General features: G+C 66.2%; 19 protein-coding genes. 6 read left to right on the forward strand and 13 right to left on the reverse strand.

The features are described from left to right. Window positions 1-118 precede the first annotated feature (118 nt). Window positions 119-1,555 carry a serine hydrolase domain-containing protein gene (locus tag ACM0PK_RS00140; RefSeq protein WP_414607283.1) on the forward strand — a complete coding sequence of 479 codons (1,437 nt, stop codon included), beginning with the start codon at window positions 119-121 and terminating at the stop codon, window positions 1,553-1,555. Between the two features lie 194 nt (window positions 1,556-1,749). After that, window positions 1,750-3,861 (forward strand): TonB-dependent receptor family protein, encoded by a 2,112-nt coding sequence (locus ACM0PK_RS00145; RefSeq protein WP_414607284.1) that lies wholly within the window; start codon window positions 1,750-1,752, stop codon window positions 3,859-3,861. A gap of 46 nt (window positions 3,862-3,907) precedes the next feature. Here ACM0PK_RS00145 and ACM0PK_RS00150 read toward each other — a convergent pair whose 3' ends face one another. The 4 genes from ACM0PK_RS00150 to ACM0PK_RS00165 form a co-directional block, all read right to left on the reverse strand. Then, window positions 3,908-4,426 (reverse strand): hypothetical protein, encoded by a 519-nt coding sequence (locus ACM0PK_RS00150; RefSeq protein ID WP_414607285.1) that lies wholly within the window; start codon window positions 4,424-4,426, stop codon window positions 3,908-3,910. 189 nt (window positions 4,427-4,615) lie between these two features. Beyond that, the gene (locus tag ACM0PK_RS00155) at window positions 4,616-5,395 is read right to left on the reverse strand and encodes a hypothetical protein (RefSeq protein ID WP_414607286.1); all 780 of its coding nucleotides are present in this window, start codon (window positions 5,393-5,395) and stop codon (window positions 4,616-4,618) included. A gap of 153 nt (window positions 5,396-5,548) precedes the next feature. Further along, window positions 5,549-5,932 carry a nuclear transport factor 2 family protein gene (locus tag ACM0PK_RS00160; RefSeq protein WP_414607287.1) on the reverse strand — a complete coding sequence of 128 codons (384 nt, stop codon included), beginning with the start codon at window positions 5,930-5,932 and terminating at the stop codon, window positions 5,549-5,551. Window positions 5,933-5,985: 53 nt separating this feature from the next. After that, entirely contained in the window at window positions 5,986-6,561 is a 576-nt protein-coding gene (locus ACM0PK_RS00165; RefSeq protein WP_414607288.1) for a TetR/AcrR family transcriptional regulator, read from the reverse strand. A 69-nt stretch (window positions 6,562-6,630) separates the two neighbouring features. Between ACM0PK_RS00165 and ACM0PK_RS00170 the strand changes: the two genes are divergently transcribed. Then, window positions 6,631-7,176, forward strand: a complete 546-nt coding sequence (locus tag ACM0PK_RS00170; RefSeq protein WP_088497069.1) for a thioesterase family protein — start codon at window positions 6,631-6,633, stop codon at window positions 7,174-7,176. 3 nt (window positions 7,177-7,179) lie between these two features. Here the strand turns inward: ACM0PK_RS00170 and ACM0PK_RS00175 are convergent, their stop codons facing one another. The 3 genes from ACM0PK_RS00175 to ACM0PK_RS00185 form a co-directional block, all read right to left on the reverse strand. Further along, complete coding sequence (locus ACM0PK_RS00175) at window positions 7,180-7,902, reverse strand: hypothetical protein (RefSeq protein ID WP_245885050.1); 723 nt, start codon at window positions 7,900-7,902, stop codon at window positions 7,180-7,182. A 96-nt stretch (window positions 7,903-7,998) separates the two neighbouring features. Then, window positions 7,999-8,787, reverse strand: coding sequence for an SGNH/GDSL hydrolase family protein (locus tag ACM0PK_RS00180; protein ID WP_414607289.1), 789 nt, complete (start codon window positions 8,785-8,787; stop codon window positions 7,999-8,001). 47 nt (window positions 8,788-8,834) lie between these two features. Next, on the reverse strand, window positions 8,835-9,800 hold the full coding sequence (locus ACM0PK_RS00185) for a DUF2268 domain-containing putative Zn-dependent protease (RefSeq protein ID WP_414607290.1): 966 nt from the start codon (window positions 9,798-9,800) through the stop codon (window positions 8,835-8,837). Window positions 9,801-9,938: 138 nt separating this feature from the next. Between ACM0PK_RS00185 and ACM0PK_RS00190 the strand changes: the two genes are divergently transcribed. Further along, complete coding sequence (locus ACM0PK_RS00190; protein WP_111201576.1) at window positions 9,939-10,922, forward strand: hypothetical protein; 984 nt, start codon at window positions 9,939-9,941, stop codon at window positions 10,920-10,922. 13 nt (window positions 10,923-10,935) lie between these two features. On the opposite strand, the gene ACM0PK_RS00195 is transcribed toward ACM0PK_RS00190, so the two are convergent. From ACM0PK_RS00195 to ACM0PK_RS00210, 4 genes are all read right to left on the reverse strand, one after another. Beyond that, a complete protein-coding gene (locus tag ACM0PK_RS00195; protein ID WP_134970689.1) occupies window positions 10,936-11,256 on the reverse strand; it encodes a hypothetical protein in 321 nt (106 codons plus the stop codon). A 248-nt stretch (window positions 11,257-11,504) separates the two neighbouring features. Beyond that, window positions 11,505-13,337 (reverse strand): M3 family metallopeptidase, encoded by a 1,833-nt coding sequence (locus ACM0PK_RS00200; protein WP_414607291.1) that lies wholly within the window; start codon window positions 13,335-13,337, stop codon window positions 11,505-11,507. Window positions 13,338-13,502: 165 nt separating this feature from the next. Next, the gene (locus tag ACM0PK_RS00205) at window positions 13,503-15,965 is read right to left on the reverse strand and encodes a S9 family peptidase (protein ID WP_414607292.1); all 2,463 of its coding nucleotides are present in this window, start codon (window positions 15,963-15,965) and stop codon (window positions 13,503-13,505) included. 168 nt (window positions 15,966-16,133) lie between these two features. Next, a complete protein-coding gene (locus ACM0PK_RS00210; RefSeq protein ID WP_061480047.1) occupies window positions 16,134-16,463 on the reverse strand; it encodes a hypothetical protein in 330 nt (109 codons plus the stop codon). Window positions 16,464-16,702: 239 nt separating this feature from the next. On the opposite strand from ACM0PK_RS00210, the gene ACM0PK_RS00215 reads away from it, so the two are divergent. Both ACM0PK_RS00215 and ACM0PK_RS00220 read left to right on the forward strand, forming a co-directional pair. After that, complete coding sequence (locus ACM0PK_RS00215; protein ID WP_072168136.1) at window positions 16,703-17,479, forward strand: HipA family kinase; 777 nt, start codon at window positions 16,703-16,705, stop codon at window positions 17,477-17,479. Continuing rightward, complete coding sequence (locus ACM0PK_RS00220) at window positions 17,457-17,864, forward strand: DUF3037 domain-containing protein (protein ID WP_061480045.1); 408 nt, start codon at window positions 17,457-17,459, stop codon at window positions 17,862-17,864. Before ACM0PK_RS00215 ends, ACM0PK_RS00220 begins: the two co-directional genes overlap by 23 nt. Before the next feature lie 122 nt (window positions 17,865-17,986). Here the strand turns inward: ACM0PK_RS00220 and ACM0PK_RS00225 are convergent, their stop codons facing one another. Beyond that, the gene (locus ACM0PK_RS00225; RefSeq protein ID WP_180869922.1) at window positions 17,987-18,469 is read right to left on the reverse strand and encodes an REP-associated tyrosine transposase; all 483 of its coding nucleotides are present in this window, start codon (window positions 18,467-18,469) and stop codon (window positions 17,987-17,989) included. Between the two features lie 216 nt (window positions 18,470-18,685). Continuing rightward, complete coding sequence (locus ACM0PK_RS00230; protein ID WP_414607293.1) at window positions 18,686-21,214, reverse strand: membrane-bound PQQ-dependent dehydrogenase, glucose/quinate/shikimate family; 2,529 nt, start codon at window positions 21,212-21,214, stop codon at window positions 18,686-18,688. Window positions 21,215-21,284: the final 70 nt, after the last annotated feature.

Raw genomic sequence — 21,284 nt, forward strand, 5'->3', positions numbered from 1 at the left:
ACCACACGTTCCGGTAGTGCCGGCCGCTGGCCGGCTCTCCCTGATGCGGGAATCGGTGCCCTTGACCCGCTCTTCCGTCGTGACCACCATGCGCCATCACCGCTGATGGATCACCGCGATGTACCGCACCTTTGCTGCTGCATTGCTCTGCGTCCTGTTCGCTGCTCCGCCCGCATCAGCGAATGACCTCTCCGCCGGCCTCTCTACCCAGCTCGACGCCCAACTGCAGGTCAACCGCGAGCGCTACGGCATTGCCGGCCAGGCGGTACTGGTCGCCCACAACGGCCAGGTGCTGTACCAGGGCGCCAGCGGCGAATGTGATCGCGCTACGCACACACCTGCCACCGTCGATTCCATCTTCGCCGCACAGTCGATGGCCAAGCTGCTGACCAGCACACTGGTGATGCAACTGGTCGATCAGAGCAAGGTGGATCTGGATACACCGGCCAGCCGCTATGTGCCGGACCTGCCTGCAGCATGGCAGGCAATCCACGTGCGTGATTTCCTCAACCACAGCTCCGGCATCGGCGAGTACTACGACCGGGTGGATAACCGCTGGGTGAGCACGGGCTACCCCGGTGTAGCGCCTGACCTTGGCACTGCGCTGAAGGTGGCCGGCGCTGCACCGATGCAGTTCGCCACCGGCAGCCGCGTGCAGTACACCCAGGCCAACTACCTGGTGCTGACGGCGCTGCTGGAAGCGCACTACCGCAAGCCCTACCCGGCCATCGCGCGCGAACGCATCCTGCAGCCATTGAAGATGGCCAGCACCTCGTGGGGCGTTGCCAGCGTGCCGGCCCGGCGCGCGGCGGTGCCGTACATCGGCAAGGATGGCCAACTGCAGCCTGCCAATGAAGATCCCTGGCCGGACTACGGCTGGGGCCATGCCGATCTGCAGACCACCGTGGGCGACATGAACCGCTTCCTGCAGGCGCTGGCGACCAGTAAGCTGGTGCGCACGGCGACCCTGGAAAAGTTCTGGCAGCCGCAGAAACTGAGCGGTGGCGGCAGCAATTTCTTCTCCACCGGATGGGACACCACCCGCAGCGACGGCTACACCCAGGTCGGCCATGATGGCGGCACCCGTGTACGTGCGCGGCTGGCGTACAAGGACACGCTGGCCGACGGCTACTGGGTGTTCGTGTACCTGACCAACGGCAGCGCCCGCAATGTCTGGTCCAGCACGCTGGTGGAGAGCACGATGGCGGTCGCGGCGCCGCAGGCGTTTCCGCACGCGGTGCTGTCCGAGGGGCTGGTCGCGTATGCGCTGGATGATGATGCAGGCGCCGCCCAGGCGATACGCAGCTGGTTGCGCGATAACAACCGGGTGACGGGCAGCGAGCTGGAACGTGCGATCAACGCCAGCGGCTATGCCATCCGCCAGAGCCTGGGTGCACGCAGGGCGTTGAAGGTATTCGCCCTCAACACCGAGCTGTATCCGGATTCGGCCAATGTGTGGGACAGCCTGGCCGAGTGTCATGCGGCATTGGGCGAGAAGGAAGCAGCTGATCAGCTCTACGCAAAGTCGAAGACGCTGACGAAACCCTCGCCATAAACCCTGCTGTAGAGCCGAACCCATGCTCGGCTGCTCTTCGTCGCGATGGCAGACAACCCGCGCTGCACGCGATTAGCCGAGCGTGGGCTCGACTCTACAGGAACACCGCGGGCGGCCATACGCCGCCGGTGGGTGACGTGGCTCCGCCGACCTGTTAACTTGCGCGCCACTTTGGTGGTTTACAGTATTTGCGCATGTCGCTCTCGTCGTACCGCCCCACCCCCTCGCTGCTGTTCCTGGCCGTTTCCCTTGGCCTCGCCTCCACCGCCGCTGCAGCCCCGCAGGCCACCACGCTGGATGCGGTGCAGGTCACCGCTGCTGGCGATGCCAGCGCGCAGGCGCGCGAGACGCTGAAGCGCGTACCCGGCGCCAGCAACGTCATCGACGTGGCCAAGGCCGACAGCCGACTGTCCTCCAGTGCGGATGTGCTGGCCTATCAGCCGGGCATCAGCGCGCAGTCGCCGGGCAACGAGGGCACCAAGATCTCGATCCGTGGGTCGGGCATCAACCGGGGGCCGGGCGCGCATGCCTCGGGCATTGCGGTGTCGATCGACGGCCTGCCGCTGACCGGCCCAGGTGGCACGCCCTACGAGCTGCTGGAACCGCTGTGGCTGTCGCGCGTGGAAGTCCTGCGCGGCGCCAACGGCTTCGAGCGCGGCGCGTTGGCGCTGGGCGGTGCCATCGACTACGTCAGCCGCAGCGGCCGTGATTCGGCGGGCGTGCAGCTGCACTACGAAGCCGGCAGCCGTGGCTACCAGAAGCGTGGCCTCAGCTGGGGCGGCGTCAACGGCGATGTCGACTACTTCCTGGCCTACACCGATACCGAGTTCGACGGTTACCAGCGCCATGCGCGCGGCGACGGCAAGGGCGCGATGGCCAACATCGGCTGGCAGATCACGCCCGACCTGCAGACGCGCTTCTTCGTGCGCTACCGCGAGACCAGGCACGAAACGCCCGGTCGCTTGACCCGCGACCAGATCCGCAACGATCCACACGCCGCGAATGCGGCCAACCTGGCCATCGATGCGCGCCGCCCGCAGCCGGGCAGCACCTGGGTAGGCAATGTCACCACGCTGCAGATCGATGAGGACTCGTCGCTGCAGGCCGGGCTTGTCTACCACTCCTACCCGATGGACTTGAACGAGAGCCTGTACCGGCAGCAGCTGGACTACGCCAACCTCAACGCCACGCTGGACTACCGCCATCGCCACCGGCTGTTCGGCCTGGACAGCGAGACCACGGTCGGCCTGCGCGCCACCCACGATCTGGACGCCGATGTGCGCGAGTCGCTGCGCTTTGCCAGCAACGGCTATGCCGCCGGCACGCGCACGCGCGACTTCCGCCACCACGGCACCGACAGCACACTGCACGTCAGCAACACCCTCACCTTCAATGACCGCCTGCGCATGCAGGCTGGGCTGGCACTGATCAACACCCGTCGCGATGTGCAGGTGACCTGGCCGAGCAGCGGCGGCCGCCTGCGCGAGCACGACTGGGACTACGCACCGCGACTGGGCTTTACCTGGCAGCACAGCGCGCAGACCCAGTGGTTCGGCAACCTCAGCCGTTCGGTGGAGGCACCGCACCCATGGTCGATGATCTGGGGCTCGAACCAGTACTTCGGGCCGGGCAATGGCCCGTCTACCGGCCGCCAGCGCGCGCCGGTGCCGGTGCAGAACCAGACCGCCACCACGCTGGAACTGGGCGCGCGCGGTGACGCGGCGCTGGGCCGCTGGGAACTGACCGGCTACTACGCCCACGTGAACCACGAACTGCTGAGCGTCGAACTGCAACCGGTGCCGAACCTGTTCATCGCCGAGAACAATGCCAGCCCCACCGTGCACCGCGGTATCGAAGCCGGATTGGACAGCACGCTGTGGCAGGCTGCACCGGGCCGCCTGTCGCTGCGCCAGGCGTATACCTTCAGCGATTTCCGCTACCGCCACGATGCACGTTTCGGCAGCAACCGCCTGCCCGGCCTGCCGCGCCACGCCTACCAGGCCGAGCTGCGTTTCGATCATGCATCCGGCCTGTACGCGGCGCTCAATACCGAATACGCCTCGCGCATCGCGGTGGACTACGCCAACAGCTACTGGGCCGACAGCCATGTGATCTTCGGCAGCCGCATCGGCTACGACGCACCCGGTGGCCGCTGGCAGGCCTGGGCAGAGATGCGCAACCTAGGCAATCGCCGCTACGTCGCCACCGTCACGCCAGGCTATGACGACGCCGGCAAGGATGTCGCGCGTTCGACGCCGGGCGAAGGCCGCGGCGTCTACGCGGGCGTGCGCTGGCGCTTTGAGTGATTGCTGCAGGCGGCGCCGGGTGTGATCCGGCGCCGTCGTTCCAGGGTCAGCCGATACGCCAGGGCGGCAGGCGCTCGCTGCGCTTCCAGATGGAAGGCGCGAAGCCGACCAGCACCAGTGCCGCCAGCCACTTCGGCGACGTACTCAGCAGCGTCGAACCGAGCGAGCCGTCGCTGGGTGCGAGCTGCTCCTGCCAAGGGTTGTAACCCAGGTAGAGGATGCTGCCGGCCCACCACAGCAACGCTGCGCCGATGCCCACCAGCAACAGGGACAGCGTGCGGCAGGTCCAGCGCTGCGAGGTGGTTCCCCACTCGCGGGACACCGCTACCAGCAGACCCACCACCAGCAGCGACACCAGTGCCACCAGGCCGATATCAACCTTCGGTCCAATGCGCTCATAGGCGCAGGCGCGGCATTGCGCCTCTTCCGCGGCAGTGCCGGCTTCAGCGCCATCGCCCTGCCCGGCTGCCGGCTGCGCCAGTGCTGCAAACGGCAACAACACCGCCAGCAGCGTCACCATGATCCAACGAAACAACGTCCTGTTCCTGCGTGCAGCGACATCCATGCGCTCTTCCTCGTCAGTGGTTGTGTGTCTCAGTGGGCGTTCGGCCATCCAGCGCCCCGGTTCCCGATGCAGTACGACAAGCTCCGGATAGGTGAAACCGCCAGGATACGAATCCTCGGCGACCGCGATCATAGCCCACTGTTCAGGGCGGCTGAAAACAGGTCGGGACCAGGCCAGGAAGCAACCGCATTACAGCCCCTGGATGACCTGCAGCAGGTGGCTCGCACCCGGCACGAGTTCCTGAGCAAGCCAGCCCAGCACCGCGAAGAACAGCAACAGGCCGATCAGCGGCCAGACCGTGTGCGACACGCATACCCGCCACCATCCCTGCTCGTGCATGCCCTGCATGCGCCGGTACAGGCCGCCGGCGATCGCCGCGTCCACCAGCAGTTCGGCCATCAGCACCGGCGCCGACCACACCACCCACACGCTGGCCAGCAGGACGGTCGCCACCAGCGCGACGATGCCGAGGGTGGCCAGCAACGGCAAGCCCGCTTCGTCTTCAGCGAGTCCGGCCAACGGCAGCTCTCCGGCGTCGCCACTGCTCACCGATGCCGGCTCGTTCCACGAGGCCGACGCACCGCCACCGCCGGAACGGCCGCCGGCGCCGCTCCACGGTGATTCCACGGCACTGCCGCGAGGGGATGGGCTGCCACCGCCCACATCCGGCGACAGGCCATCCAGCACGTTGTCCCAACGCCAGCGGATCCAGATCCACATCAGCAGCAGGAACACGCCGTAGGCCAGCACTACGGCCATCGGGTAGCGAAACCACATCGCGTCGATACCGGCCAGGCGCAGCAGGTGCGAGGCAAGAAAACCTGCAGCGCCGGTCAGGGCGACGATCAGCGCCATCTGCAGGCGTGGCCAACCGCGCTGCTGCAAGTGCCTGCGCGCACGCACGACTTCGCTGCCGCGGTTCATCGGCAATGTCAGTGGGCTGCGTGAAAAATGGCGCGAGCGCTTCATGCCGCCGCCAGGGGGCGGGAGGCATCGCGGCCAGGGACCTCGGGAACCTGATGCTGCATGCGGACATCCTTGCCGGGCACGCGTAGGCGATGTTGGGCGGATTCTACCGCGGGCAGCTCCGCTGTCCAGACGGCGGTTCCAAGCGGCCGATCCTCAGCTGCGATCAATGATCCGTTCGATGCGGCCTCCCGCGAACACGAACTCGCTCTGGCCCTGCAGTTCCAGCTCGGTGCCCGCACGCGGTCCATCGGGACCATCCTGCGCGAACACGCCGCGCCAGCCAATCGTCGCCGTCGCCCGATCACCATCGAAAACCAGCGCCAGCAAGCGCTGTTCGCGCTCCCGGAACAGGCGCGCAGACTGGCGTGCCAGCTCGCCAAAGGCATCGACGCCTTCGGTGACCATCGTCAGCTGGCCGCCACTGTGATTCTCAAAGCGTACGTTGTGCGCCAGCACGGCCAGCATGGCGTCGATATCGAAGCGGTTGTAGGCCTGCAGGTAGTGCTCGATCAACTGACGATGGTGCAATTCGTCCATGGCGGCATCCAGTCGTGGGCTGCTGGCGAGTCTGGCCTGCCCGCACCGGCCGATCAAGGCCGCGTGGCCGCCTTCAGCAGCTGCACGGCCACCTGGTCGAACGGGGCGATGTCCTGCAGCGCACGGCACATCGCTACCGCGCCCTCCACGCTGGCGATCACCAGGCTGGCCAGTTCACCCGCCGCTGCCGGGGCATGCCCTTCAGCGACGAACGCCGAGGCAAGATGCCCCTGCCAGCGCATGAATACCTCGGCCGCCGCCGCGCGGGGTTGGCTGGGCGTGGCCTCCACCGGCTCCTCCACGGCAGCGGCCAGCACCGGGCAGCCGGCGCGGAAATCGGAGCGCAGCAGACGCTCGCGCCACATCGCCAGGAACTGCTGCAGGCCCTGCACCGCCCCATCCTTCAGCAGCTCCATCAGCAGCACCTCCACCTTGTCGCCGGCCATGTGGGTGGCGCGCGCCAGCAGCTCCTGCTTGCCTCCGGGAAAGTGATGGTAGGTGGAACCCAACGGCGCCTCGGCCAGCTTGGTCACCTCACGGATGCTGGTGGCATTGAGGCCTACCCGCGCCAGCATCTGCGCCGCGGCATCGATCACGCGCTGTGGGGCATCGGACGGTCGCGGGCTCACGGCGGTCTCCTTGCTAAGACAATCGTCATAGATTAGCGTACCGGCGATTCTATAACAGTCGTCATAGCCATGAATCTCTGGTTCCGTCTGCTCCACCTGCTGCTGTGCAGCCTGTTCCGGCCGAAGCTGGAGGCCCCGTTCGGCGTCTCGCGGCTGCAGTTCCGGGTGCTGCCCAACGACCTGGACAGCAACCTGCACATGACCAACGGCCGCTACTGGAACATCTTCGACCTGGGCCGGCTGGACCTGATCCTGCGCATGGGCCTGGGCCAGGTGGCGCTGCGCGAGAAATGGGCGCCGATCGTCGGCGCCGGCACCATCCAGTTCCGCCGCGAATTGAAGCCGTTCCAGCGCTTCACCCTGGAAACACGACTGGTGGGCTGGGTCGGCTCGCGCGGCATCATGGAGCAGCGCGTGCTGATCGGTGCCGAGCAGAAGATCGCCACGCGCGCGCTGCTGGTCACCGGCATCTACGACCGTCGCGCGCGCAAGTTCCTGGGCATGCCGAAGATGATGGAAGCGATCGGCGTGGTCGCCCCGCCCTCGCCGCCGCTCAGTGCGGCCGCCGAAGCGCTGCTGGCCGCCGACGCAGCGTTGAAGCAGGACGACGCCTGAGCCTCAGGGAGCCGCCACCGGCATCATGTGCTGTCCGCGCGATACGACCTGGGTACGCCCTCCCACGTGCAGCACGTACTCGAAGGACTGCCGCATGCGGCTGTACGCGCCGCCCTCCGGCACGCCGTAGTTGGCACCCACGCTGAGGGTATGCCGGCCCGGCGGCAACGGCTTGAGCATCACCCAGTAGCCGTCGGCGGCGGCCAGCCGTGAGTCTGCGTCATCGGCATCCATGCGGAAGCAGCCTTCACTGCGCACCCGATGCATGCGCATGTCGCCCAGGGGTTGCCCATCCAGCAGCACCACTGCACTGATCAGGTAATCGTTGTTGACCGCCGCCCCGGCCTGCAGCTCCTTGCAGGACACAGACTCATCCACCTGGTAGTGCGCCATGTTGATGATCGGCAGCAACAGGTACTTGCCCGCCGGCACCACGCATTCGCGATGTGGCCGGAAACGGCCATTGGTGCCGGCCAGGTTCCAGACCGGGCCTTCCTGGCCCACATCGCATACACGGCCATCCGGGTCGAGATAGGGCGCGCCGCCCTGGGCATCGGCCCAGCGCCACCAGCGGGCGGTCCATTCGGCCAGTGAAACTCCGGCCACCGGCTCACGCGTCAGCGGCGAAGGCGCCGCCGTGTCTGCACTGAACGCCGGTACGGCCGCCAGCAGCAGTGCCATCGTTGCGCCGCTGCGGCGCAGCCATCCCTGGATTCCCTTCCGCATCACCCACCCCATCGTCCCTGGCGGCCACGCTGCGTGGCCAGCTCCAGGGCCATTTTACCTCGACGGGCTGGACGCTGTGCATTGCGGGTGCTGTGCCTAGTCCGGCGCCATTGCGCGCCTGATTGCAGCCTCCGCCAGCGGCGCCATCACCGCATAGCCCTTCGCCGTGGGATGCACGCCATCCTCGGCCAGCTGCGGATCCAGCCCTCCGGCGGCATTGGTCATCGGCGTGTAGTAGTCCAGATAGACCAGCTGCTTCACATCGGCATAGCGCTTCAATGCCGCGTTCAATGCGCGCACCTTGGGAGCAGGTGCCGTGCCCGGCAACCACGGGTAATCGCTGACCGGCAGCACCGATGCCAGTACCACGGCGATGCCATGTGCGCGTGCCAGGTCCACCATCGCGTGCAGGTTGTCTTCAATCATCGCCTGCGTGGACGGGCCGGTGTTGCCGGCAATGTCGTTGGTGCCGGCCAGGATCACCACCACTTGCGGCTTCAGTGCCAGCACGTCCTGCGGGAACCGCACCAGCATCTGCGCCGTGGTCTGGCCACTGATGCCGCGGTTGAGCCAGCCCTTGCCGGGAAAGAACGATGCGCTGCCTTCCCTGCCCCAGCCCTCGGTGATGGAATCACCGTAGAACACCACGCGTGGTTGCCCCGGTACAGCGGCAAGCAGTCGTGCGTTGGCGTCGCGATAACGCTGCAGTTGCGGCCAATCGGCCAGGCGCTGCTGCATGAAACGAATCTCATCAGGGCGCAGCTGCTTTACGGGTTTGAGCAGCATCGGATTGACCGCGCCCGTTTCAGCAGCCGCGGTCGGAACGGTCAAGCCAATGCTGAAGGCGATGGCCAACGTTCCGGCAAGCACAACAGGAATACGCATGGAGACTCTCCCGGTTCACGGTGGCAGTCTAGCGCCCCGGCCTGCAATCAGCGTGCTGCCGCGCGCGCTGCCACGCCGGTCACCTTGGCCGGCATCCACATGCCGGGCGTCCAGCCGCTGGCGGCCAGGATCGCCTTCGGGTTGTCCTGCTGGATCAGCGCACGCACCGCATCGCGCTTGTCCTTGGCCTGCAGGTAATAGGCCTTGGCGATGCGGTAGCCCACCCAGTACCCGAGGTCATAGGGCTCCTGCGAACCGGGCTTGTAGTTGTACAGCCACGGCGACAGATCGGTACTGTCCACATCCAGCGCAAAGGCGCTTTCAATGTGGACCTCGCGGCCGCGCGTCCACGCCGCATGGCGACTGTTGCCGACGTTGCCGGAAATCAATTCGGCGATGAATTCGGCGATACCTTCGCCCAGCGAAACACGCAGCACCGTCGCATGCGGGTCGCCGGGCTCGAAATCGTTCAGGCCGGTCTGCTGGATGTGCACGTACTCGTGCGCGATCACGTGCACGAAACGGTCCGGCACGTTGGGATTCATGAAATCGGCTGCGCACAGCGCTTCCAGGCCGATGATCACCCCACTCTTCGAGGTCAACCCGACCGGCCGACCACGGCCGACCGCGAGGGTCACCGGAGGAAACGCGGCCTGCGGATAGATCGCCTGCAGGTTGCCGAACACCTGCACCAGGCGCTGCTTCACCGCCGGCAGCTCCGCCAGGCAGCTGCGGCCCTGCGCATACACCCCGGGCTGGCTGGCAATGGCTTCGGCAATGCGTTCGGGCGTGACCCGGCGCGCCTTCGCCAGTTCACCCAGGCCCGTACTGCCTTCGGCCAGGTAACCGGCCAGCTGGGCGACGCTGGGCTTGCCGCCGGTGCTGTCGTAGAGCGCGTAGAAGCGGCTGGCATCGGTGGTGAGGATCTGCGGCCCCGGCGGAGTACCCGCCTGTGCCACGCCGACCGTCCCGGCACAGGCCAGGGCAAGCAGGCAACGCGGGAAACTGGACATCGCTCCGTCCTTGGTGGAGTGCATGCGAAGCGCGCAATCTATCACTCCGCCCCGGCCACCGCAGCGGGCACATGCAGGCCCTTCGGGGCTGTGCCAGACTCACTCAGGCACCTGCCATGGATGATGGAGCACCGCACGATGATGATCGTTCCCGCGTACTGGGCCGAAGCCCGCCTGCAGGCCCGTTTCCGTGGCCGGCCGGTGGTCGTGCGCCGCTTCGGCTGGTCCGATGAGGGACCTGCCCAGGCCCAGGCCCACGCCGACCGCCGCGCCAACGAAGCCCTCAATGCCATCCTCGCCGGGCAGGTGCTGCCGCGTCGCGAGGTGCGCAGCAACTATGGCGTGGAGGGTGTGCCAATCCGCGAGCAGATCGTGCAGCGCGACGGCGATGTCATCATCACCCGCAACAGCTATGGCGCGTTGTGCCTCAACAGCCCCGACGTGCTGTTTGCCGACATCGATCATGCGCAGCCACCGGCCGGCTGCGTGATACCGGCCATCGTCGCTGCGATCCTGCTGCTTGCCGGCGCCATCATCGGCACCCTGCTCTGGCACTGGCTGGTGGGCCTGGTACTGGGCGTGGCGGCAGTGCTGCTGGTCAACGCGGCATTGCTGATGCGGCGGAAGCAGCGCCTGGCCGCCGCCGGCGGTGCTGAGGGGCTTGCGCTGAAACGCGTGGACGCGTTCAGCGAACAGCATCCCGATTGGCACCTGCGTGCCTACCGCACACCCGCCGGGCTGCGCGTGCTGGCGATGCATGCCACGTTCTCACCGGAGGACGAGCAGCTCCAGGCATTCTTCAAGGCACTGGGCACCGACACCCTGTACGCGCGCATGTGCCGGCTGCAGCATTGTTTCCGTGCGCGACTGACACCGAAGCCGTGGCGCGTCGGCCTGAAGTACCGCATCCGGCCGCCGGTGGCCGCGTGGTCAGCCGAACAGGCCAACAATCCGGATCGACTGGCCTGGATTGCCGAGTACGAAAAGAAGAGTGCCGGCTTTGCCGCGTGCACCTACCTGCGCAGCTTCGGCGACACCTCCCGGGTGCATGCCAAGGCCGAGCATGTGCGCGAGCTGCACGATCGGCTGTCGCACGCGCAGGACCGCCTACCGCTGGCCTGAACGCAACGCGCGCTCAGTCCACGCCCTGCACGAACGGCTGCCCTGCCAGGGTAGTGCCCAATCGCATCGCGACCTGCTGCCCGCCCTTTTCGAAGGTTGTTGCGCATTGCTTGGCGTCCTTCTGGCATCCAACTTCCGGAAAGCCCTCGAGTGACTCAGGCGCGCCCTGGACCGGACTCGCCTGCCACCCTGCCGCATCCATCAGGCGCTTGGCCTTGGCATAGGGCATGCCGGCAACAATGCCCAGCTGCGCCAGTTCGGAGGGGAGTGATTGGGCATGCAGGATCGGCGTCATCACCAGCGCCAACACTGCGGCAACACGTTTGGACTTCATTGGTGAAACCCATGGCAGACAGCAACAGACCTGCAGCGTATCGCAGCTTCTGCACGCCATGGCACCCGCATCACATATGGTTACGCAACCGCAACGGCCAATGACACGAGGTCACCCTGGGGCCGCATCCGGTTCGCTTCACGCGCGGCCGGCGCATTGCTGGCCGAGTCGAGGACCGCGGAAAGCGCGTCCGGCTCGCTGCGCACCGCGTACATCACCCGGGTGCCGGTCAGCAGCAGGCTGTCGACTCAGCGACCGCGCTGGCGCTCGATTTCCGCGTGCAGTACCTGCAGCTGCGCCAGGTACTGCTGGAAGATGCCCAGATCCTCCTCGACCAGGCGTGGCCAGTCGGGCTTCGCATTCAGCAACTGCTCGACCTGCTGCTGCGGCGGGCGATCAAACCCTTCGCCCAGGACGGCCAGGTAGCGCTCCCTGAATCCCTCCGGATCCTGCTGGTCCTGGGCGAAGAGCTGCACCGCAATCAGTCCGGCATACAGGTAATTGGCCAGGTAAAGCGGATCCTCATACATCAGCCGCTTGGATATCCAGGTGCTGCGCAGCTCGGGATACTGCTCCGATGCGCCCCCGTACCTGCCCAGCACCTTCATCGTCAGCGTATCAAGCGCGTCTGCGTTGCCAACCTCATCGGCGGCCACGTCCTGATAGATGGACTGTTCCAGATCGGCCTCTTCAGACGATACGAACAGCTGCAGGATGATGTCATCGAGCAACGACTTCAGGTAATACGCCTTGGCACGTGGATCACTGGCCTGCCGGTAGAGCTGATCGCGGAACTTCAGTTCGTTGTAGATGGCGAAGGCCTCGGTCAACCACTTGTTGCCGTTGCGCTGGAATGATGATGCGCCGCCGCGCTGCATCAACTGGCCATGCATGGCATGGCCGGCTTCGTGAGCGATCTGGACATCCCCCTCCAAATCGCCCTGTCGATGACCAACGAACAGCAGCGAAGGCGCGCCAGGGGCGCTGATCGAAAACGCATCCATCGCGCGCCGCTCTGCCGATCCACCCAGATCCATGTGTCCGCCCGCAGGATCGAGCAGTCCGCGCAGCCCTGTCACGTAATCCGGCCCCAGCACCTGCATTGATGCCGCCGCCGCATCACGCAATTGCGCCAGGTCAAGCGGCGGAGGGATATAGCCCGCATCAGGCAGGCCCATGTCCCAGATCCTTGGAGAGGCCTGGCCCATGCGCTCAAGATGGGTCAACTGCATCTGTTGATAGTTGCGTCGCAGCGGCGCGTGGCGCGCTACCGCCGCCAGTGTTGCGTCGACGGCGGCCTGATCCAGGCCCATGTGCCGGTAGCTGCGGTCGGGCGCAGTTCCATCGCCCTGCAGTTCCGACGCTTGCTCGTTGAGGCGGACCAGGCCCAGCAGCACCGTTGCCATTTCGCTGCGCCGCAACGCCATTCCCTGCCAGTAAGCACGCCATGCCGCTTCGCGCAGTGAACGGTCCGGCAGGCGGGAAAGGGCTCGCGCATCGGTGCGGCTGTCAAACGTGCCGCCTTCATGTTCGAAGCGCGCAAAGGGCGCCGATTGCAGCAGCTGCCGGTGCAGTCGCCCGAAGCTGTCCAGCGCCGGGTCGGCCAACGTGTCGACCGCATCCACCAGCGCTGCATTGGCCCGCTGCACACCCTCCCGCAACGCCCGTTCACGCAGGTCGGCATGCGGCTCGATCCAGGCAGCGTGCGCGGGCGCATCACGTAATGCCTGCTTGGCAATCGCCGCGATGCGTCCACATGTGCCGGCCACTTCGCCCTGGGTGTTGGTCAGCCGGGCATCGTCGGCATTACGCGCTGCCTGAAGATGCAGGTAGCCATGGTGCCGGAGGCACTCGCCATACAGCTGTTCGGCCTGCTGGAACCTCACGTCTGGCGGCGCATGAAGTGCCTTGAGGGCATGGGTCCTCCGCTCGAGGTTCTTCCACGCCTCACGTTCCTGGGAGGCGCTGCCAAAGTAGCTGCGGTCATCTGCCCGCAGAGCCTGCGCTTCCACTCCGTGTGTCATCCCGGCCAACAGCGTCGCGATGACAAAAGTGATGGCGCGCATCCCATTGCGATGCATCGATGTCTCCTGGTCTGTTTCCACTCCCAGCTTAGCAGCCCGGGTGGACCCGGATGCCGCATGGCAGGTGGCTTCCCGATTCCCGATTGCGCATCCGGATCCAGGCCGTCTACCCACTCACATCCCGATACAGCAAGGCCGCCCTGGGGCGGCCTTCCCGTCTCCTTACTTGGCGTTCTTCACGTAGGTGTCGAACCAGTTCAGCATTTCCGCCACAAGCTGCTCGTTCGATTCCAATGCGGTGTACCAGTGCGGTTCGTTCGGCAGCATCACCAACCGCGTGATGCCGCCGTTGCCTCGGATCGCCTGGTAGAGCTTGCGCGACTGGAACGGCTCAGTGCCCGGGTTGGCGTCGTCCTCGCCGTGGACCAGCAGCAGCGGCAGCTTGATCTTGTCGGCATAGAAGAACGGAGAGGCCTTCAGGTACACGTCCTGCGCCTGCCACACCGAGCGACGCTCGTTCTGGAAGCCGAACGGGGTAAAGGTCTTGTTGTACGAACCGCTGGTCGCCACGCCAGCCTTGAACAGGTTGGTATGGGCGATCAGGTTGGCGGTCATCAGGCCGCCATGGCTGTGGCCGGTCACGCCGATGCGGTTGCGATCGACCACGCCCATGTCCACCGCCTTGTCCACCGCCGCCCTGGCGTCAGCTTCCAGCTGCTCCAGGTAGGTGTCGTAGGCGTTCTTCGGGTCACCCACGATCGGGAACGAGGCGTTGTCGATGATCGCGTAGCCGGCCAGCAGCATCAGGCGGTACGGCTGCAGGCGGGTGAAGGTCTGCTGCGAACCGGACACCTGCCCCGCCTGAGCGGCGTTGGCGAAGTCGGCCGGGTAGGCGTACAGGATCGCCGGCACGCGCTGGCCTTCCTTGTAGCCCGGCGGCGTGTACAGGGTGAACGACAGGTCCACGCCATCGGCACGCTTGTAGGTCACCAGCTGCTTCTTGATCTGGCGCACTTCCGGAGTCGGGTCGACCAGCTTGGTCAGCGCGGTCGCGGTGGACGCGAACTGCGCCTCGCCGGTCTTCGCATCGGCCACCGCCTCACCCTGCTGACGGATGAAGGCGTTCGGCGGATCGATCACCGACTGGTGCCAGGTCAGGTAGCGCCCAGGCGTATTGCTGAAACCAAGGAACTGCTCGTAGGCATCGGCGCTGCTGCGGAACAGGCGCTCGCTCTTCAGCGTGCCGAGGTCGAGGCGGTCGAGGAACGGACGGTCGCCCTGCGGCGAGGCACCACGGCCGCTGAGGAAAACATGGTTGCCCTCCCGGCGCACGACCTGCGCACCATTCGGCAGGCGGGTGAAGACCAGGTTGCCGGGGTTGCCGTACAGCTCATCGCTGGACATGTCCCACAGCAGGCGGCCTTCCTTCTTCGGCTGGTCCACATCGACGATGCGGGTCTGCATCCAGTGGCGGTTCTCGTCGTTCTCGAACTGGAACGCCACGGCCGGGTCGGCAGTCCATGCGAAGCCTTCGAAGCGTTGTGCGGTGCGGGTGATCTCGACCGGCTTGCCGTTGAACGGCGCCTTCAGCATCAGCACCCGATCGCGATGCGGCACGTTGACCTTCCAGTCGCCCTTGTCCAGCGCTTCGGCATAGACCAGGGTGGCCGGATCGGTGGCACGCCAGTCGAAACCACGCGGGCCTTCCGGTACGCCGTGCACCGGCACGCGGTCGGCCAGCGGCAGGCTGGCGATCGGCGTGGACTTGCCGCTGGCGATATCCAGCACGGCCACGTCGTTGGCGAAGCGCTGGTAGGTCACCGCATGCGAGTACGGCGCCTTGATCGATTCGGTCAGCACGTGCACGCCATCGGGCGCGGCGCTGACTTCGTTGAACAGCGCCGGCTGCCCGACCGGACGCACGCCGTTGGCGGCAGTATCGACCACGGCCAGCTGCGAGGCGCCGTAATAAGCGAACAGCTTCTCGTCATGCACGCTGGTCAGCGTGTCGCGGGCTTCGTAGGTGCTGCTCTCGCCACTGCTGCCCAGCGACTCCTGTGCATCCGGGCCGGTCGGTACGTCACCGTTGGACGGTGCTGGGCCCTGGTTGGCCGGCACCAGCTTCACCAGCAGGTTCTGGCTGCCGCCCAGCCACTGCACGGTATAGCCGAAAATCGGGTTCAGCTGCACATTCGGCACCTGCTTCACCTGGCCGGTAGCGGCATCGCCCACCCACAGCTGCACGCTGGTATCGACCGCGTTCTGGAACGCAAAGTGGCTGCCATCGGCCGACCACAGCGCGCCGGTGGCGCAGCCCTGCGGCAGGTTGACCTTGGTCTGCTGGCCACTGCCGATGTCGACCAGGGTGAAGTCGGCCACGCAGGCCGGGATGCCATAGCCACCGGGGGTGTCATGGCGGCTGCGGTTCTTCGGTTCCAGGCGCACGCCAGCCAGCTTCAGGTACGGCTGGGCGACACGGCTGATCGACGGGTAGGTCTGCGCAGTGGTCAGCAGCAGGCGCTGGCCACCCGGGGCCACGTTCGGCGCCGGCGGCGGCGGTGCCTTCAACACCTTGAGCAGGTGCTCCGGCGGCTTCGCGTAGTCTGCAAGCGCCGGGCCAGCGGCCAGCAGGCCGAAGGTGGCAACGGCAACGGCCGCCGCCAGAGAGGTTCGACGGATGAGCATCCTTATCCCCTGGGTGTGAATGGGTACCCGGAATCGGGCAAGGTCCCGAATCTAGCACCGCAGGGGTTGTCGTGAATGGGCCGGAAGGGCTAGTGGCCGGATGGGGCAAAGTGGAACACGCCCGGAGAGGCCGGCAATGGACCGGCATCTGCCAGGCGTGGTCTGTCGTCACTGCTGGGCGTGCAGGTCCCAGGCAGTCAGGTAATCGGGGTCGACCACGATCATGCCACTGTTCCGCATGCGGTACTCGCCGGGCTCGGCGGGCAGGTACTGGTCGAGCATCGGGGGCAGATAGCGCTCATGGCCGTCATTCTCGTCCGCCAGCACCACGCCTTCGTCGGCGCTGATGCGCAGCACCGTACCGGCGTATTGTTCCAGCCCCTGCACCTGGCCGTCACCGCCATAGCGGGTGACGCCCACCAGCACCACCTTGCCGATCATTTCCTCGACCTTGGCATCGTCCAAGGGCGGCAGCATGGGAGTGAATTCATCGCTCATCGGTGCACCTCCGTAGCCTGCTGGACATCGTGGATGAGGTTTCCGCTTCGCAGTGCGCGTCGCTGGCAGCCGAGCAGGTGCCCAGCCCGAAGCCTCGGCATCGAGAGTGCCAGTGCGCCCATGAACCCAAGGGTTCCTGGAGCACGATGCTGCCATCGCAGGCGGAAGGGACAGGTGAAGGCCGAAATCGGTCCTCGCCGATCAGAGGGTTGTACCTGCACCCACGCTAGAATGCGCCCATGCGCACCGTACATGCCCTCCGCTACATCACCCCGTTACGGGAAGGCGGCTCCCTGCCCGCCGTGGTCGAGACCGACGACGACGGCATGGCCGTGCTGAAGTTCCGCGGCGCCGGCCAAGGCCCGAAGGCGTTGATCGCCGAGCTGATTGCCGGTGAGATGGCACGCACGCTGGGCCTGCCGATTCCGGAAATCCTGTTCGTCGAGCTGGATCGCGAGTTCGCCCGCACCGAACCCGACCCGGAGATCCAGGAGCTGATCCGCGCCAGCGAGGGCCTGAACCTGGGCCTGGACTACCTGCCGGGTGCGATCAATTACGATCCGGCGGCGATGCCGGTGGACGCCGACCTTGCCTCCCGCATCGTCTGGTTCGATGCGTTCACCAGCAATGTCGATCGCACCACCCGCAACCCCAACCTGATGGTGTGGCACCGCAAGCTGTACCTGATCGACCACGGCGCGGCGATGTACTTCCACCACGACTGGGCCAATGCCGGCGATGCCTGCGAAAAGCCGTTCGTGCTGATCCGCGACCATGTGCTGCTGTCGTTCGCCAGCCGCATCGCCGAGGTGGATACCGAACTGGCCGCGCGCCTGAGCGATGCCGAGATCGAGCGCATCGTCGGCCTGGTGCCGGACAGCTGGCTGGTCAACGAGCCGGCATTCGACAGTCCGCAGGCCTATCGCCAAGGCTACATCGACTATCTCAAGCACCGCCTGAAAGTGCGTGCGGTGTTCGTGCAGGAGGCCGTCCGTGCCCACGCTGCACACGTATGACTATGCGGTCATCCGCGTGGTACCGCGGGTGGAACGCGAGGAGTTCATCAACGTCGGAGTGATCGTCTCCTGCCCCGGCGCGCGCCATCTGGAAGCGGCCATCGAGATCGATCCAGCACGCCTGCACGCGTTCGCTCCAGCGCTTGATCAGGATGCGTTGCAACCGTGGTTGGATGCGATCGTGGCCATCTGCCGTGGCGACGCCAGCGCCGGACCGATCGCACAGCTGCCCGCGCGCGCCCGCTTTCATTTCCTCACCGCCAAGCGCAGCTCGGTTGTGCAGATGTCGAGCACGCATGTCGGCCGCACTGCGGACCCGGCGGGTGTGGTGGAACACTTGATGACGAAGATGGTGCGGGTACCGGCACCAACCGAGCAACATTGATTGGGTAGAGTCGACTGTTAGTCGAGTAACGCGCGCAGCGTGGGCTCTTTGGCTGTGGTTGAGAAAGGCAGTCGACTCTACCCAGTCGACTCTACCCGGTAGACGCCACCCGGCCGGTGCCATCACCATTCGCGCTCGCCTGCCGGCTCAAGCTCGCTCAACGGCCAGCGGCACCATCCATACGGATGGTCACCGATCTGCGCGGCAAGACCGGCTCGAACGGGATTTGCCAGAATGTAGCAAGCGTGCCTGTGCAGCGATGCATCACTGCGGATTGCATGATCGTAGTAGCCTGCCTGCCAGATTGCACCCCGGCTCCCTCGCCGTCGGTTTATTAAAAAGCTGCTGCGTGCCTTGAAACGCTGCACGCAGTAGCCCAGCGAATGACTACGAAGTTGAGCCAGCCAGTGAATGTGATCCGGCATGATGATCCAGGCAAGTGATGCAGTCAGGCCTTCCCGATCCATCGATCCGAGGAGCTGCATGGCAAGGTGGGCATTGGCAGGGCAATCGAATACGCGATAGCGATTCCGGCACACCATGGTGATGGTGTAGACATTGCCGGCGATGGATCGCCGCCCGGAAAGCAGTTGGGGACTTGGCATGAGTTCGAGAATGCCCGCCCGCATGGATTTCCGGCATCGGTTCACTACCAATGCCAGAATCAGGAATCATCCCGATACAGCGTCCGGGGATGTGGAGTGGACTGGGTAGAGTCGACTGTTAATCGACTGCTCTTCTCTCCCACGCTGGAAAGCCCGCGCTTCGCGCGATAGTCGACTAACAGTCGACTCTACCCAGCCGGTTGTACCCTGTCGGCCCTATCTGGGCAGGGCGAAGGCCATCACGTAATCGCCGTTCGGGGTTTCCATGAAATGGTGGCCGCCGGCCATGATCACCACGAACTGGCGTCCGTCCTGTTCATACACCATCGGCGTAGCCTGCCCGCCCGCGGGCAGCGCCGCGTGCCACAGTTCCTTGCCGGTCTTCAGGTCGATGGCACGCAGCAGATCATCAGTGGCGGCGGCGATGAAGATCAGCCCGCTGGCGGTCACCACCGAACCGCCGTTGTTCGGCGTGCCGATCTCGATCGGCAGGCCGGAACGGATGCCGAACGGCCCATTGCCGCGCGCACTGCCAAACGGACGATCCCACAACAGCTTGCCGGTGCGCAGGTCGATGGCGCGGATGCCGCCGTAGGGAGGCTGCTTGCACAGCAGACCCGTGAACGGCAGCCGCCAGCCAGCGTTGACCTGGATGCCATACGGCGTTCCCACCTGCGGATCGCCGGCGCCCTCGCCACCGCCCCTGTCGGCACGGATCTTTTCGCGCGGCAGCCAGCCCAGGCGGTCGGCTTCGGCACGTGGCACCAGCCGGTTGTAGTTGGGCATGTCGTTGTAGTTGGCCACGATCACGCCGCGGCGCGTGTCGATGGACACACTGCCCCAATCCGAACCGCCGTTGTAGCCGGGGTATTCGATGGAATGGCGATCACTGCTCGGCGGCGTGTAGAAGCCTTCGTAATAGGCCTTGCGGAACTGGATGCGGCAGATCAGCTGGTCGATCGGGGTGATGCCCCACATGTCGCGCTCCGTCAGATCATGCTCGCGGCGCAGCGTGTGGTACAGCGAGAACAGCTGGGTGGGTGAACGCTGTTCCGGTTCGACACCGCCGACCGGCACCTTGCGCTCTTCGGCAGCGGTCAGCAGCTGGCCGTTGCGGCGGTCGAGAATGTAGATGTCACCCTGCTTGGTCGGCAGCAGGATCGCCGGCACCTTGCCTGCCGCCGTCGGGTAGTCGATCAGGCTGGCCTGCGAACCGAGGTCGTAGTCCCACACATCCTTGCGCACGGCCTGGAAATGCCAGGCCGGCTTGCCAGTGGCCACATCGATCGCCACCAGCGACGTCGCATAGCGGTTCTGGTTTTCCGTACGCGAGCCACTCCAGTAGTCGCCCGCAGAATTGCCCAGCGGCAGATAGACCAGCCCCAGCGCCTCATCACCGGTCGCGGTGGTCCACATGTTCGGCGTGCCGCGCGTGTAGGTCTGCCCATGCGGCGGCAGGCCGCTGCGCTCGGGCTGGTCCATGTCCCACGCCCAGCGCAGCTTGCCGGTGATCGCGTCGTACGCCTGGATCACGCCCGATGGCGCGTCGCGGCGCTGACCATCCAGCACCTGGTGGCCGGTGACGATCACGCCGCGCACGATGGCCGGGGGCGAGGTGATCGACACGTAGCCGGGTGGCACCTCACCCATCCCGAGGGTGATGTCGACCTGGCCGTTGTTGCCGAAATTCGCGCAGGGACGGCCGCTATCTGCATCCACTGCAATGATGCGCCCGTCCAGCGTGCCTTCGATGATGCGCGCCCAGCACGCCGGACGACTGCCCGGTGCAGCGCTGCGGCTCACGCTGGGCGGCGGTTCGGGCAACGCCAGATCGGCCGCGGCATCGGCCAGGGTGGCATCGGCCAGGATCGGCGTTGCCGGTTGCTCGTAGTAGCTCACACCACGGCAGGCGGCGGTGTACGGGATCGAGGCGTCCTTCACCTTCGGATCGAAGCGCCACACTTCCTTGCCACTGGCGGCGTCGAGCGCGGTCAGGCGGTTACGGGCAGTGCACAGGTACAGGCGGTCGCCGATCTTCAGCGGCGTGGTTTCCGCACCCCAGCGCTTCTTCGGCATATCGCCGGTGCGGAACTGCCAGGCGGGCTGCAGCGTGGCCACGTTGGCCGGGGTGATCTGCTGCAGTGGCGAATAGCGGGTGCCTGCATTGCTGCGCCCCCACGCCGGCCAGTCTCCCTCGGCAGGCTGGTCGGCCGGTTGCAGGCCGGTGGTATCCCGCGTGGGTTCCAGTCCGGCGCTGGCCGCGCCTTCCGGGAACGGCTGGTGCCCGTCCACTTCACCATGCGGTGCGAACGCCAACCCGAAGGCAGCGACGAACACCAGCATCAGGACGCCCGCCACGCTGCGCGACAGGCGCTTTGAAACCGGTTCGCGAAGGGTCGGCGCGAGCAGCGCCAGCACGATGCCGAGCGCGGTCACCAGGCCCAGCCGCGGCACCCAGCGCCAGTAGTCGCTGCCCGATTCCCACCAGGTCCACAGCAGCGTGCCGACGAACACCAGCGCATACAGCAGCGCGCCGCTGCGGCGATTGCCGAACAACAACAGGCCACTGGCCAGAAGGCCGGCCCCGGCGATGGCGTAGTACGCCGACCCGCCCAGGCTGAGCAGCCACGCGCCGAGCCCGCCGATGACCAGGCCGAGCACGACCAGCAGCAGCGACAGCACGGTAACGAGAGGGTGCCGTGAGGCGCGGACGGGAGCAGGAACGGACTGCGGCGTGGCGGACATCGTCGATCTCCGGGGGCAGCATGCGCCGTTATCCCACCGCCTGTGTGAAGCGCGCGCGTATGCGTGGCAT

Source organism: Stenotrophomonas sp. FR010 (assembly GCF_047520755.2).
GTDB lineage: Bacteria > Pseudomonadota > Gammaproteobacteria > Xanthomonadales > Xanthomonadaceae > Stenotrophomonas > Stenotrophomonas sepilia.